Source organism: Nonomuraea sp. NPDC005692, from assembly GCF_040631115.1.
Taxonomy (GTDB): Bacteria; Actinomycetota; Actinomycetes; order Streptosporangiales; family Streptosporangiaceae; genus Nonomuraea.
Window position 1 is genome coordinate 44,037 of record NZ_JBEXYU010000024.1, and the last position, 12,569, is coordinate 56,605.

Annotated in this window: 14 protein-coding genes; 7 read left to right on the top strand and 7 right to left on the bottom strand. The window is 68.3% G+C overall.

Features of this window, described 5'->3' with window-relative positions:
- Positions 1 to 771: 771 nt before the first annotated feature.
- Complete coding sequence (locus tag ABZ459_RS36135) at positions 772 to 990, bottom strand: hypothetical protein (protein ID WP_357980056.1); 219 nt, start codon at positions 988 to 990, stop codon at positions 772 to 774.
- A 68-nt stretch (positions 991 to 1,058) separates the two neighbouring features.
- On the opposite strand from ABZ459_RS36135, the gene ABZ459_RS36140 reads away from it, so the two are divergent.
- Positions 1,059 to 2,240, top strand: coding sequence for a hypothetical protein (locus ABZ459_RS36140; protein WP_357980059.1), 1,182 nt, complete (start codon positions 1,059 to 1,061; stop codon positions 2,238 to 2,240).
- Positions 2,241 to 3,903: 1,663 nt separating this feature from the next.
- Here the strand turns inward: ABZ459_RS36140 and ABZ459_RS36145 are convergent.
- Together ABZ459_RS36145 and ABZ459_RS36150 are read right to left on the bottom strand one after the other, a co-directional pair.
- On the bottom strand, positions 3,904 to 4,488 hold the full coding sequence (locus tag ABZ459_RS36145; protein ID WP_357980062.1) for a hypothetical protein: 585 nt from the start codon (positions 4,486 to 4,488) through the stop codon (positions 3,904 to 3,906).
- Positions 4,489 to 4,504: 16 nt separating this feature from the next.
- Complete coding sequence (locus tag ABZ459_RS36150; protein WP_357980065.1) at positions 4,505 to 5,158, bottom strand: papain-like cysteine protease family protein; 654 nt, start codon at positions 5,156 to 5,158, stop codon at positions 4,505 to 4,507.
- A gap of 651 nt (positions 5,159 to 5,809) precedes the next feature.
- Here ABZ459_RS36150 and ABZ459_RS36155 point away from each other — a divergent pair.
- Positions 5,810 to 6,472, top strand: coding sequence for a hypothetical protein (locus tag ABZ459_RS36155; protein ID WP_357980068.1), 663 nt, complete (start codon positions 5,810 to 5,812; stop codon positions 6,470 to 6,472).
- A gap of 386 nt (positions 6,473 to 6,858) precedes the next feature.
- On the opposite strand, the gene ABZ459_RS36160 is transcribed toward ABZ459_RS36155, so the two are convergent.
- Positions 6,859 to 7,641, bottom strand: a complete 783-nt coding sequence (locus tag ABZ459_RS36160) for a helix-turn-helix domain-containing protein (RefSeq protein ID WP_357980071.1) — start codon at positions 7,639 to 7,641, stop codon at positions 6,859 to 6,861.
- Positions 7,642 to 7,720: 79 nt separating this feature from the next.
- Here ABZ459_RS36160 and ABZ459_RS36165 point away from each other — a divergent pair, with 79 nt between their 5' ends.
- The 4 genes from ABZ459_RS36165 (at position 7,721) to ABZ459_RS36180 (ending at position 9,396) form a co-directional block, all read left to right on the top strand.
- On the top strand, positions 7,721 to 8,128 hold the full coding sequence (locus tag ABZ459_RS36165; protein WP_357980074.1) for a VOC family protein: 408 nt from the start codon (positions 7,721 to 7,723) through the stop codon (positions 8,126 to 8,128).
- 281 nt (positions 8,129 to 8,409) lie between these two features.
- Positions 8,410 to 8,760: a DUF1330 domain-containing protein gene (locus ABZ459_RS36170; protein ID WP_357980077.1), complete on the top strand. Its 351-nt coding sequence runs from the start codon at positions 8,410 to 8,412 to the stop codon at positions 8,758 to 8,760.
- A gap of 170 nt (positions 8,761 to 8,930) precedes the next feature.
- The gene (locus ABZ459_RS36175) at positions 8,931 to 9,224 is read left to right on the top strand and encodes a hypothetical protein (protein WP_357980080.1); all 294 of its coding nucleotides are present in this window, start codon (positions 8,931 to 8,933) and stop codon (positions 9,222 to 9,224) included.
- Complete coding sequence (locus tag ABZ459_RS36180) at positions 9,211 to 9,396, top strand: hypothetical protein (protein ID WP_357980083.1); 186 nt, start codon at positions 9,211 to 9,213, stop codon at positions 9,394 to 9,396. Before ABZ459_RS36175 ends, ABZ459_RS36180 begins: the two co-directional genes overlap by 14 nt.
- A gap of 42 nt (positions 9,397 to 9,438) precedes the next feature.
- Here ABZ459_RS36180 and ABZ459_RS36185 read toward each other — a convergent pair whose 3' ends face one another.
- The 3 genes from ABZ459_RS36185 to ABZ459_RS36195 form a co-directional block, all read right to left on the bottom strand.
- Positions 9,439 to 10,476 carry an aldo/keto reductase gene (locus tag ABZ459_RS36185; RefSeq protein WP_357980086.1) on the bottom strand — a complete coding sequence of 346 codons (1,038 nt, stop codon included), beginning with the start codon at positions 10,474 to 10,476 and terminating at the stop codon, positions 9,439 to 9,441.
- An 84-nt stretch (positions 10,477 to 10,560) separates the two neighbouring features.
- Positions 10,561 to 11,022 carry a VOC family protein gene (locus ABZ459_RS36190; protein WP_357980089.1) on the bottom strand — a complete coding sequence of 154 codons (462 nt, stop codon included), beginning with the start codon at positions 11,020 to 11,022 and terminating at the stop codon, positions 10,561 to 10,563.
- 128 nt (positions 11,023 to 11,150) lie between these two features.
- Positions 11,151 to 11,408 (bottom strand): DUF1761 domain-containing protein, encoded by a 258-nt coding sequence (locus ABZ459_RS36195; RefSeq protein WP_357980092.1) that lies wholly within the window; start codon positions 11,406 to 11,408, stop codon positions 11,151 to 11,153.
- Positions 11,409 to 11,528: 120 nt separating this feature from the next.
- Here ABZ459_RS36195 and ABZ459_RS36200 point away from each other — a divergent pair, with 120 nt between their 5' ends.
- On the top strand, positions 11,529 to 12,524 hold the full coding sequence (locus ABZ459_RS36200; RefSeq protein WP_357980095.1) for a YafY family protein: 996 nt from the start codon (positions 11,529 to 11,531) through the stop codon (positions 12,522 to 12,524).
- Positions 12,525 to 12,569: the final 45 nt, after the last annotated feature.

The following is a 12,569-nucleotide window of genomic DNA, read 5'->3' on the forward strand; positions in this document are numbered from 1 at the left end:
GTAGGTTCCGGAGGAACCAGGAGTCGCACTGGAGTCCTTGCAGCCGTACTCCACACCCGTACGGCTGCTCCACAGCTCCATCGTGGCCTCAGCAGCAGCTCTCCGGAGCGGACGCGGTTGGCGTCCGCGTCCTGAACGGGGGCGTAGGTACCCGGCCCGCTGACGCGCTCGCGTTCACCAAGGCACAGGACGCCGGCCACAGCCGGCGCGCCGAGCACGAACATGATCGCGGTCGCCGCGTCGTCCGCCAGTCTGGCCTGCACACGATCCCCTCGCCGAGCAGCGAGCCGATTTCACGGCCGCGGAAGCCGTACGCGACCATCCGCGGCCAGGTGGTCGCTCCGGCGCACGCGGGAGACGGCCACAGTTGTAGCCGTTGAGCGCCTCACCGAACTGCTGGTCGAGCAAGGCCGTATCGACGAGGTGCGCGAGCTCGGCATGTCTGGCTCTGTAGGTGAATTTGAGAGCCGGATGTCGGTCAGTGGCTCTGTGGCGCTCGGTGGGGATGGAGCCGTGTCAGCGAATTCCAGAGCCATCTGAGGGTTAGCGGTGCGAGTATCGAAGCGTTACTCCGTGTGAGGAGACGCTGGTGACACACCCCCAGTCCAAGGTGGAGGTATTCGCGGCGATTCGCCGGGGTTCTCGTGCAGGGCTGCCGGGTCGGCAGATCGCGATCAAGTATCGGGTCAGCCGGAACACGGTGGCTGAGGCGTTGCGTCAGCCGTGGCCGGAGCCGAGGAAGAAGATGGCGCCGCGGGCGAGTCGGCTGGATCAGTTCAACCATTGATCGACGAGATGCTGCGGACCGATTTGGATGCGCCGCGCAAGCAGCGGCACACGGCGAAGCGGATCTTCGCGCGGCTGGTGGATGAGCACCAGGCGATGGAAATCTCGTATCAGATCGTCCGCGCCCATGTCGCTCACCGGCGGGGTGAGATCCGGGTCGAGGCAGGCCGGGGTCCGCCGGAGGCGTTCATCCCGCAGTCGCATCTGCCGGGAGTCGAGGCCGAGGTCGACTTCGGGGACGTGACGGTGCGGATCGCGGGCGAGCAGGTGAAGTGCTTCCTGTTCTCGTTCCGATTGTCGTATTCGGGCAAGCGGTCCACCGGGTGCTGGCCACCGGAGGGCAGGAAGCGTTCTTCGAGGGACACGTCCACGCTTTCAGGGTGCTGGGCGGAGTTCCGACGGGCAAGGTCCGCTACGACAACCTCAAGGCCGCGGTCTCCGCGGTGCTGGGGTTCACTCGGGCCCGGACGGAGTCCGCCCGCTGGACGGCGTTTCGCGAGCACTACGGGGTCGAGGCGTTCTACTGTCAGCCGGGGATCAAGGGCGCCCATGAGAAGGGCGGGGTCGAGGGCGACATCGGCTGGTTCCGCCGCAATCACCTGGTCCCGATTCCAGAGGTGGGCTCGCTGGATGAGCTGAACGAGATGATCGACCGTTGGGACGAGGCCGACGAGGGCCGGCGGATTGGGGCGCGGGCCAGGACCGTCGGCGAGTACTTCGTGATCGAGCGGCCGCTGCTGCGGACGGTCTCGCAGGAGCCGTTCGAGACGGGGCTGCTGCTCCCGGTCCGGGTCGATCGCTACAGCCAGATCACCGTCCGGACGAACCGTTACTCGGCCCCGGCCCGGTTCATCGGCCGCCAGCTGCGGGTGATGCTGCACGCCTCCCACTTGATCGTCTATGACGGGCAGCAGGTCGTGGCCGAGCACGATCGGTTGTTCGCCAAGGGCGGCCGGCGCCTGGAGCTGGACCACTATCTGGAGGTCCTGATCCGCAAGCCCGGCGCGCTGCCGGGCGCGACCGCTCGAAGTGATCAACTTGCTGATCAGCAAGGGCGCTCCAGCGCGTCAGCACCAAGCATCACGGCCGCCGGGCGGTCTTCGAGATCCCGCACCTGGCGCCCACCACCCACACCACGCGACACCACGGCCGAACCCCAGGCCGATGTCGGCATCGCGAAGGGTCCAGGAAAGGCGGACCCTTCGCCACCGGCCAAGGGTCCGGAAAACCAGGACGAAGGGTCCGGAGAAAGCGACCGAAGTGTCCGGAAGAGCCGGCCCCCATCCCCTCAGTGCCCTCAAACTCCTCATCATCAGGACCGGCACGGCCGGGACGGTCTGTGCGGCCCGTCCAGGTTGCGATGGACGAGCTCGGCGTCGAGGAGGACGAAGCCAGGCAGATCGTGGTCACCGTCCAGCGCCAGCACGCCCCGCGCAACCTCGCCGGCTATCTGACTGCCATGGCCCGCAGCGGAGACCTGGCCGACCTGGTCAGGTCCGCGAGGACGCCGTCCGCCAGCAGACCCGCACCACCGCCGGCGACCGGCGCACGCGGCCCTGCTGTCCGCACGGCGAGGCGGCGGCGCCGACCTGAACCCCCGATCGGGGCGGCCCTGGTGCCCGATGTGCCGGGCGGGATCCCTCATGACTTGGGTGGGACACTCCCGCAGAAGCGCCTCGCCGAGCTCTTGGCACATCAGGGGCTGACCTAGGAACGGTGTCGGGGATGAGAGCGCGAAACGCTCACAGAAAGGGGTGAGAGCGCACTGTGGCAAGGGTGTAGGCGCCGGTGTCAGGAGTTCCCGGCAAGTGACGTGACGATATGGATCCATCAGTAGGGGGCTATCCCCACCCGTGATCTTCATGCATGCCGTAGGGACACAGCCACGCTCAGATGATCAACTGGTTGCCCTCCACAGAGGAAGGGAAACCGGGAGATGGAGCAACGTGATCGGCGGGCCGCGATCGGAACGGCGGCCGCGCTGTTGGCGAGTGGCGTGACCGTGATGGCGGGCAGCGGACCCGCCCGAGCGGAGTCCTCCGGCCAGCAGGCCCGAGAGTCGTTCCGGGTGGTAGACCGCCGCGGCCGACAGCGTTTTCTGGCGAGCTCGAGCTAGCCACCGATAATCATCGGAGGCAAGACGTACCCCGCCGACCAACGCCAGGGGCCACAGGGCACCTATCTGATCTTCAATAATGGGGACGGCAACGAGAAAGGAGGAATCACTGCCTCCTCTGTCGGGGCCAGCCTCTCACTCGACTACACCAACGCGCAGGCGATCACGATGGTCACTCGGTGGGAGGGCGTCCACGGCGCAGCGCTGCTAGAGATGAAGCACATGCCTGATCCAGCGCTCCCGATAGACCAAGTGCCCGCCATGCCGCCTCGTGTCCAGCTCGGCTGCAGCACTGCAGAAGGAGCGTTTCTAGTGCTCAGCGACTCGCGAGGACGTCCAAGGATTGTGCTGGAGATCGATGGTGACGACAAACCGGTGATCAAGGTGCTGGACTCCGAGGGCAAAGTAGTCGGCCGGCTTCCTGAAACGCCGGCCGGGCGGCGTTCGTAGCGCCATCCGGGGTTGCCGGCCCAGGCGCGATGTCTCGCGGCTACCGAAGCGCGCACAGACGCTCGGCTGGAACCCCCAGCCGAGCGTCTCGCTCTGCTGCTTGCAGTCAGTAACCGATCACTGCGTTGCGACAACCCCTCGGATCCGCCCTACCGGGGTTCGGCCCTTCCGCATGCCGTACGGGCTACCAGCCGCCCATGTCGCTGTGTCTCGTCATGATGGGCGAGCCTGCCAGCGCCCCTTGGCCGAAGGCCCGCGTGCAGGACCACGAGCAGAGGCGTAGCCACACCCTGTACCGGGTGCGCGCGGTCATCGAGGCGCTGAACGAGATTCGCCGGGGTTCCGGGGTCGCGGCCGAATTGGAGGAGGACCGCCGCAGAAGATCCTCAAGCCAGAGGCCCGGTTCGGCTGGCCGGGTCGAGCCCCGACCGGACGGTGGCGGGCACCACGGCCTTGGAAGCGGAGGTGGTGAAGTCGCCTCCGCTTCCCGAGCAGCTCACGCCAACCGGCGGTTCTTTGCGATCACCTCCAGGGAGGACGAGCGGATGGCATCAGGTCGGCTCCCGTTCGCGGGGCTGGTGGGCTCTGTACTCCTGGGCACGGACGGCGAGTTCCCGGAAGAACACCGGTGGTGGTGTGACCTGGCCTTCGCGCCCGATCGGGGAGGGTGCCAACGGTATGAGCAGATCGGTGGCGAGTGAGTGCAACCACAGGGCGGTCTGGTAGAGCTCGGGGATTTGCAGGAGCCGGAGGTCGAACCCGGCCTTTTCGAGCTGTGGCAGGGCTCGTGCGGCTCTGACCGCGGTCGCGGTTGCTCCGACGGACGAGCTTCTGTAGAACGTTGGCGGGAAGGTTCGGTCCGGCGTTTCGGCGACTTCGGCGCCGGCGAGCACATTGCCGCCGGACTCCAGCAGGAATCGCCAGCCCACCGGCTGCGCCACTGCCAGGCCGCCGCCGGCCTCGATGTCTTTGACGAGCAGGGCGAACACCCGGTGGGGGGTGGACACCTCCACGTCATCCGGGGAGACCTCGCCCAGCAGTTTCGGGCCCTCTCCGCCGGCTCTGGCGATCAGGCCGAGCTGGGAGCGTGTTTCCTCCCGAATCCGTCCCGGCGGTTCAGGCATGTTCAACGGCATCGCATGCTCCCTGAGGCTAGTTTCGCCGAGTCTTGAAGGTCCTGTTCCAGGTGCCGTTCGGGCCGCCCGGGTAGCCGCCGAAGAGCGTCTCCCACGCGACCCACATGATGGGATCGTTCTCCTGGCCCGCGTATGTCCCATGAGTGCCCTGCCACGGGTCATGCACCCACACGTGCACCAGTTCACCGGTCTCCGGGCGGTAGCTGTACCCCCAGATGTTGACGATGTGGCCGGAGAGGCCGCCGCCCCAGCCGATGTTCATCATGATCGGGCGTCCGGCGTCTATCTCCGCCTTGACCTCGTTCTTCGTCAACGCCGGGAACCTTCTGACCTGCACCCACCCGGGTGCCTCCACCCAGTCGAGGTAATTCCTGGCATCTTCGGGGGCCGGGACGTAAACCCCGGCTTGCTGCAGCGGCCCGGCATCCGGCCACCAGCCCTGGTTGCAGTCCCCGCGTAACGCGCCATCCGGGCAGCACTGGAACGGTTGCTGGGCGGCGAGCCGGGAGTCTTTCCTGTTGAGGACCGCGGTGGCGAACCCGCACTGGGTCCATGTTCGCGCGTTGGCGTAGAAGTTCGCGATGCTGACCGTTGTCGCGTTCCAACACCAGTATGTCTTTTCCTGGTATTGACGCCAGCTCCAGTATGTGGAGCCGAGACTCTTGATCATTACGCTCTCGTCTGGTTGTGACATGCGATGCCATCCCTTCGCTACGCGGGGGTTACGTCGTCACCGTCTTGCGCCTCCTGGCCGGCCCGGGAGGGCCATGCCGCTGACGTTAAGAGAGCCGCAACTGCGCTCACAATGATCACAATCTGTCAGGTTGGACCGAAACAAACAGAGTGGGGCTCACATTTTCATTTGCGGCTGCCTCTTACGCCTCGGCCTTCCGCTCAGCCGCGACCAACAGCGCCCCGCACGGACTCGTCTCCTCGACGCAAACCGCGAGGTCCGGGTCGAAAGCCCCCAAAGCCTCGTCCTGGTCGCATGGGGCAGATCGCTTCGGCTCTGCCACTCCCGTCCCATCAGCCTCCGAGTGGACTGCCGTAATCGTCACCCCCCTCGTGGCCTCATCCGGCCACGTTCGGCTGCCTGCACGGCCGCCGCGAGGCCGACCGCGTCGAAGACGTCCGCCGGCGCCTGCGCGCCCCGGCCGCCGCCCGCAACGGCGGCATCCTCGACCTCGACGGCCGCGACGAACGCGTCCAGCGGATCGTGCTCGGCACGCCCGCGCCGCCGAGCTGGTCGACAACCTGCTGGCGTACGCGATGCTGCCAGCGACCCGACGTGCCTGTCGGTGCCGGAGGCACGGATGAGCGGGTGGATCTCGTCCTGCGTTCTGGTCTCAACATCGCCGTCGACCCGCGGGCCGCGTGGCGTCCCCTGGGTGAGCAGCACGCTGATCGGCTGGCGGAGGCATTGAGTCACTCGCCACTGCCCGCCGTCCTGTCCGCTCTGGTGTCCTCGGGCGTGGATTGCCGGCCGTTCGAACGGCGGGGGCATAACCGCTCGCGCGTCATCCGGCTCCACCGGCAGGCGAACTGGGACGCGCTGCAGGAAGCGGAATGGCAACCGGTGAGCGGACGGACCGAGCCGCCCGCAGAGCAGTGGTTGATGAGCATCGAGGCACTCGAGTCGGTGATGGACGCGATGATCTCGGTTCTGGTCGACGAGCGGGTCGTTGGGGCGCTCGCCGGGCTGGCGTTCGTCGACGCGCTGACGATCGCCCAGCCCCGCGTCCTGCACATGGTCACCTCCCGGCCGATCCCGCAGGTCCTGGACACCCGCGGGCTCACCCGGATCCCCGGCGCCGGGAACTCGACCGGTGTGCACGTGCTGGCCGACCCCGGCCTGGACCTGGCCGACCCCGAGCAACGCCACGGGCAGGTGAGGAGCTGGCTGATCCAGACCGCTCTGGACGCCGGGCTGCTGGGCATGGAGCAGCGTTTACGCGATCGTCCTCGCCCACCCACCGCTGGGTGACCTCCGTTCCGCACCTCGCGAGGCCGCACGGGACATGCGTGCGGCGGCCTGCGCGGACCGCCTCATGCCGCACGTCCAGGGTGGGCGAGCCGCCCAGACAACTGGCAACGACTACATCACCTACATGATTCGCTCCGTCCGACGCCGCCGCGGCGGCCACCTTGGAGGCCGAGGTCCGCGCCATCGCCCCGCCGTGATGGTGGGGGCGTCGCGTCGCTGTACGCGCGCTGAGGGCGCTCCTTCGGCGCGGACTTGAACCTGTGACAGCGGCAGCACCTTGCCGGTCGGCCCCTTTGCATGACCGTGCGCCATTCAACTGACGCCCCCACCCGCCCAACACGAGACGAGCGTGCCGGGATCGATGCCGTGCTTGCGGGCATTCAGGGCTACCTGTTCAGGACTCCTGATCCGGCGGTTCCGGACAGTCCGGCCGGGAGCTGCGCGAGGATGACGACGCCTTCCTCGCCGACCGGCCGCAGCAGGCAGAACGTGAACCCGCCGACCGTGACAGGGGCGAACTCCCGCACTGTCCGGCAGGTCCACCAGTGCCCTGCGTCGGGCCGTTCGCGCTTCAGGAGATCGACGACGGCCGCGGCGCGTGGGTCGTCCGGGATGTGCCCGATGTTGGCCCGGAACTGCTCGTACAGGCCGCGCAGCAGCGGCTCCGCGTCGGTCAGGCGGTGGCCCCCGGGGGTGGCGAGCATGATGAGGAGGTTGCGCCGCTCGATCGGCACGCTGTCCGGATCGCCCCAGAAGCGCCGGTAGGCGGCGTTGCCGGCGAGCACGTCGAAGCGCACGTCCACGGCCGCGGCCGGTGTGGACGTCCAACTGTCCAGCAGTGTCCGGGTCGGCTCCCCGATCACGGCCGCGCCCGCGGCCGGGGAGGCGGGCAGGAACCCGGCCAGTGCCAGCGTGTGGCGGTGCGCCGCCGTGTCCATGCCGAGCACCCGGCAGATCGCGTCCAGCACCTGGCGGGTGGTGCTCGCCCTGCCCTGCTCCAGCCAGGTGTACCAGGCCACGCTGACCCCGGCCAGCGTCGCGACCTCCTCGCGGCGCAGTCCGGGGGTACGCCGCCGCCCGCCGCCGGCCAGACCCACGTCCGCCGGGTCGACGACCTCGCGGGCCGCGCGCAGGTGGGCGCCGAGCTCGCGGCGAAGGGTCTCGTTCATGACCGCCAGCCTATGAGTGCCACTCATCCCATGAACTCTCCCCTGCCTGTCGGCGGCGCCCGGCGCCACTCTGGATGCCATGAGCAATGACATGTGGCGACTGCACGACGACTCCTCCGACCTGGCCGAACCCCGCGTGCTGATCCGGGTGTTCGTGCCGTCCGAGGAACTGGACCAGAGCATCGACTTCTACGAGCGGTTGCAGAGGACGGCGGTCGACGCGCGGTTCGCCTTCGCGGCGGTGGGGCTGGAGTTGGCCACGGTGGGAGCGTTCCTGATCATCGCCGGTGACGAGGCGGCCTTGCGCCCGTTCCGGGACACTGTGGGCACCCTGCTGGTGGACGACGTGCGGCCGTACTACGAGCGGCTGGTGGCTGAGGGCGCGGAGATCGTGTTCCCACTCCAGGACGTGCCGACCGGAGCCGGTTTCAATGCCCGGCACCCCGACGGGACAGTGGTGGAGTACGTCCATCACCGTCCCATCTAGAACGGGCGAGCAGCGCGCTTCGGCTCGCGGCCCTGGACGAGGTGGCCTTTCCTGTGGAGAGTGCGGGGCCCGGCTGGGCGCTCCCAGACGCGATCACGACCGCACCCGCGCGGTTCATGTCGTATCTCGCGGAGGACTCGGCCGCCATCAACAGCCGGCTCAAACGAATGCGCAAATCCGCCTGCGGTGTCAGATCGCCTACCTGTCAGGTAATCGCCCCGCCTACGAAGGGCGTGCCAGGATCGGCGGCGCACCGCACACGACTCCACCAGGAGGACACCATGACGGCCTACGTCATCGCCCACCTGCAGAAGGCAGCCCCTCACCCGGAAATCGCCGAGTACATCGAACGGCTCCCCGCCACCTTCGAACCGTACGGCGGACGCTACCTCGTCCACGCCACCCAGCACGAGGTGAAGGAGGGCAGCTGGCCAGGACATGTCGTGATGCTCGGCTTCCCGGGGATCGCCGAGGCGCGGGCGTGGTGGGATTCTCCCGCGTACCGGGAGATCGCACCGCTGCGCTCACGGCACATCGAGACCGACCTCATCCTGGTCGACGGCGTGCCCGAGAACTACGTCCCAACGGCGGCCGTCAACGCCCTGCGGAAGGCGACGACCTCGCCTGCGTAAGTCGTCGGCGGCTGCTTGAGGAGTGCCGGTTGACATGTCTGCGAGCCGTGCACACAGGCGGATTGGCCTGCGAACATGAAGGCGGCTCTCACTGCCTCTGGCGCGTCATTGCAGGACGTCATCAGCACTTCGCGCACCGACGCTTCGTCACCGTCGACTCGTCGGCGACGATGTTCACCTCCCGCGGATCGTCGCGCGCCGAGGACATCCTGCTGCCGGACGTCGAGGTCGGCGACGTGCTCGCGGTGCTCGATCAGGGCGCCTACACCGAGATGACCTCGACGCGGTTCAACAGACTCCCGCGTCCCGCGGTGGTCATGGTGGAGGGCGGGTCGAACCAGCTCGTCCGCCGCAGGGAGACGCTCTCCGACCTCACCGCGCGCGAGGTCGTACCGGCCACCATGTGGCCGTCGGCCCCGTCCCTGGCAACAGAAACGAAGATGGTGGAACATGGCCGCAAATGAGATGGCGGCGAAGGTCGCGGCGCGAGCCGACGAGGCTGCCGAACTCCTGCCCCTCGCGATCCGGCGGCCCGGCGTCACCGGACGCGAGGACGAGGTGTCGACGCTGTTCGCAGACTGGTGCCGGGCGCGGGGCTGGAGCGTCACCGGCGAGGTACTCTGCTCCTCGCCGTAGCTTCGGGAGCACTGGGCCTACCGGTGGTCGTGGACAGGCACGTCAGGCGGCGGCGCGGTCGGCCGTGCGGCGGCGGCGCAGGTCGGCTTGCTCGAGTGCGGGTGGTACGTAGGCGATGTCGAGCGTGCCCGGATTCACCCCGGGCGGGACCACCTTGTCGATCTGGTCGAGCGTGTCGTCGTCGAGGGTGGTGCCGGCGCCGGCGAGCAGGTCGCCGAGCTGCGCCATGGTGCGGGGGCCGATGATCGCCGAGGTGACCGCGGGATGGCTGATGACGAAGGCCAGGGCCAGATGGGTGAGCGACAGACCGGCCTGCTCGGCGATCGGGACGAGTTCTTCGACGGCATCGTGGTTGCGCTTGTCGGTCATGTGCTTCGGCACCCAGTGCATGCGGGCGCTCGAGACTTGTTCGTTGCCGCCCTGGCGGTAGCGGCCGGTGAGCAGACCCGAGGCCAGCGGGCTCCAGACCAGCGTGCCCAGCCCGTAACGCTCGCAGACCGGGAGGACGTCGCGCTCGATACCGCGGTTCAGGATCGAGTACGGCGGCTGTTCGGTGCGGAAGCGCGCCAGCCCGCGCCGTTCGGAAGCCCATTGGGCCTCGACGATCTCCGCGGCCGGCAGGCTGGAATGGCCGATCGCGCGTACCTTACCCGCCTGTATCAGGTCGGTCAGGGCGGCGAGGGTTTCCTCGACATCGGTGCCGGGCTCGGGGTGGTGGACCTGGTAGAGATCGATGTGGTCGACGCCGAGACGCCGCAGCGAGTTCTCGACCGCGGTGACGATCCAGCGGCGGGAGCTGCCGCGATGGTTGGGGTCAGGGCCCATGGGGCCGTTGAACTTGGTGGCGAGCACCACGTCGTCGCGTCGGCCGCGCAGCGCCTTGCCCACGATCCGTTCGGTTTCGCCGTCACCGCCGTAGACGTCGGCGGTGTCGATGAAGTTGATGCCGGCGTCGAGGGCCCGATGGATGATGGCGACGCAGTCGTCGGGGTCGGGGTTGCCGAACGGGCCGAACATCATGGTGCCGAGGCAGTAGGGACTGACCTTGATGCCGGTACGGCCCAGGGGGCGGGTGCGCATGATCTGTTCCTTCGAAAGGCGGAGGGCCGGGTGGTCCGAGACGGCCTGGGCGGGCCGCCTCGGACCGGATGAGTGCGTCGGTGGTCAGCCGGCGTACGGGGCGGCGACGTCGAGGATCCAGGTGACGCCGAAGCGGTCGGTCAGCATCCCGAAGCCCGGGGCCCACTGTGACGGGCCGTACTTCTCGATGATGTCGGCGCCGTCGGCGAGCTTGTCCCACAGCTCGCTGACTTCCTCGGTGGTTTCGCCGCGGACGGACACGAAGAACTGCTCGCCGGTCAGCGTCATGCCGTGCTCGCGAGTGGTGGCGGCGGGCGCGGCGGCGGCCGGTGCCTGGCTGGGCACGTCGTACGCCATGATGCTGAAGCCGTTGTCGGCCGTGACCTGGCCGAAGACGATCTTGTCGGCGTCCGGCAGTTCCTTCGGCATGCCGAAATCGCCGTAGGCGATGGTGGTGAGGTGGCCGCCGAACACGGTCTGGTAGAACTCCAGCGCTGCGCGAGCGTCGCCGCGGAAGTTCAGGTGGGTGGTGGTGGAGATGGCCATGCTGGTGACTCCTTATTGATTTTCCGGGCGCGGTACGCCCGGTATGGGCTGGTAAGTCGCGGACGGCCGAATCGGCGGGTCCCCACGGTGCTGCCGGTCTCAGATGGCCAGCAGAACGGCGCTGACGATCAGGCCGCCGACGAGTAGGTGTCGATCTTCAACGCAGCCATCAGGATCGCGCTCGTGAGGGTGATGGCCAGGCTGGCCAGTGGCGGCCCGGCGAGAAACAGCGCCCAGCTCGGCGCCTTGGCGCCGAGCTCGCGGCCGAGGGAGCGGTTGTACGCCTTGGGGAACAGGCCGGCGAACCAGACGCCGCCGAGCAGGGTCAAGGCGATGAAGCCGAGCAGGATCCCGAACCAGTTCAGATCGCCCAGAACATCAAACATGGTGCTGACTCCGTCAGTTTCAAGGGGGGCCGTCCGGGGCGCGTGGCTGACCGGCTCGATACGAAGGCTCGCAGGAGTAGGTGACAGGATGTGGCACCTACTTCGGGCAGAATGAGGTTCATGCAGAAAACTTCTGCCCGACTGCTGGCTCTGCTGTCGCTGCTGCAGACCCGCCGGGACTGGCCCGGCACGATGCTGGCCGATCGCCTGGACATCAGCCTGCGCACCGTACGCCGCGATGTCGACCGGCTCCGCGAGCTCGGCTACCCCATCGCCGCCGTCAAAGGCCCTGACGGCGGCTACCGGCTCAGCGCCGGCACCGAACTGCCCCCGCTGCTGTTCGACGACGAACAGGCCGTCGCCCTCACCATCGCCTTGCAGATCGTCGCCACCAACCCCGGCAACGGCCTCGCCGAACCCGCCGAGCGGGCACTGAACACCATCCGGCAGATCATGCCCTCCCGACTCCGGCACCGCATCGACGCGCTGCGCGTCACCGCCGTTGAACGACCCATCACCCGGCCGGCCACCCCGGTCGACGGCGACGTGCTCCTGACCATCAGCGCCGCCGTCCACGCCCGCGAGATCTTGCGCTTCGACTACGGTGCCGAGGTCACGGACAAACCCCCGCGCCGCGTCGAACCCCACCACGTCATCACCTGGGACGGACGCTGGTACCTCATCGCCTGGGACCTTGACCGCGACGACTGGCGCACCTTCCGCGCCGACCGGATCACCCCGCGCACCCCCAACGGGCCCCGGTTCACTCCACGCGTACTGCCGGGAGGAGACGTCGCCACCTTCGTCACCAGCACGTTCCGCGGCTCTGGCGACGCCTCGGGCAACTGGCCCTGCCAAGGCACAGTGATCCTCGACCTGCCCGCCGCGACCGTGGCCCTCTACACCCGCGAGGGACTCGTCGAGGAGATCAGCCCCTCCCGCTGCCGGCTCACCCTCGGATCCTGGTCCTGGCCCAGCCTCGCCGCCGCCATCGCCCGCTACGACGCCGACATCGAAGTCATCGGCCCCGACGAACTCACCGACGCCTTCGAACACCTCGCCCGCCGATTCACCAGAACCGCAACCGGCCAAGGGATCGCATCACCGACATCGTGAGTTGCCATGCCTACGAAGGGCGCCTCAACGGGGCAGCGCCGGCGC

What these genes read in the sequence shown, in the direction of transcription:
- ABZ459_RS36150 (WP_357980065.1), bottom strand. Translation starts at nt 5,158, where the DNA reads ATGATCAAGAGTCTCGGCTCCACATACTGGAGCTGGCGTCAATACCAG.
- ABZ459_RS36165 (WP_357980074.1), top strand. Translation starts at nt 7,721, where the DNA reads ATGAGCAATGACATGTGGCGACTGCACGACGACTCCTCCGACCTGGCC.
- ABZ459_RS36190 (WP_357980089.1), bottom strand. Translation starts at nt 11,022, where the DNA reads ATGGCCATCTCCACCACCACCCACCTGAACTTCCGCGGCGACGCTCGC.
- ABZ459_RS36135 (WP_357980056.1), bottom strand. Translation starts at nt 990, where the DNA reads ATGCGACTGCGGGATGAACGCCTCCGGCGGACCCCGGCCTGCCTCGAC.
- ABZ459_RS36200 (WP_357980095.1), top strand. Translation starts at nt 11,529, where the DNA reads ATGCAGAAAACTTCTGCCCGACTGCTGGCTCTGCTGTCGCTGCTGCAG.
- ABZ459_RS36145 (WP_357980062.1), bottom strand. Translation starts at nt 4,488, where the DNA reads ATGCCGTTGAACATGCCTGAACCGCCGGGACGGATTCGGGAGGAAACA.
- ABZ459_RS36160 (WP_357980071.1), bottom strand. Translation starts at nt 7,641, where the DNA reads ATGAACGAGACCCTTCGCCGCGAGCTCGGCGCCCACCTGCGCGCGGCC.
- ABZ459_RS36175 (WP_357980080.1), top strand. Translation starts at nt 8,931, where the DNA reads ATGTTCACCTCCCGCGGATCGTCGCGCGCCGAGGACATCCTGCTGCCG.
- ABZ459_RS36195 (WP_357980092.1), bottom strand. Translation starts at nt 11,408, where the DNA reads ATGTTTGATGTTCTGGGCGATCTGAACTGGTTCGGGATCCTGCTCGGC.
- ABZ459_RS36185 (WP_357980086.1), bottom strand. Translation starts at nt 10,476, where the DNA reads ATGCGCACCCGCCCCCTGGGCCGTACCGGCATCAAGGTCAGTCCCTAC.
- ABZ459_RS36170 (WP_357980077.1), top strand. Translation starts at nt 8,410, where the DNA reads ATGACGGCCTACGTCATCGCCCACCTGCAGAAGGCAGCCCCTCACCCG.
- ABZ459_RS36180 (WP_357980083.1), top strand. Translation starts at nt 9,211, where the DNA reads ATGGCCGCAAATGAGATGGCGGCGAAGGTCGCGGCGCGAGCCGACGAG.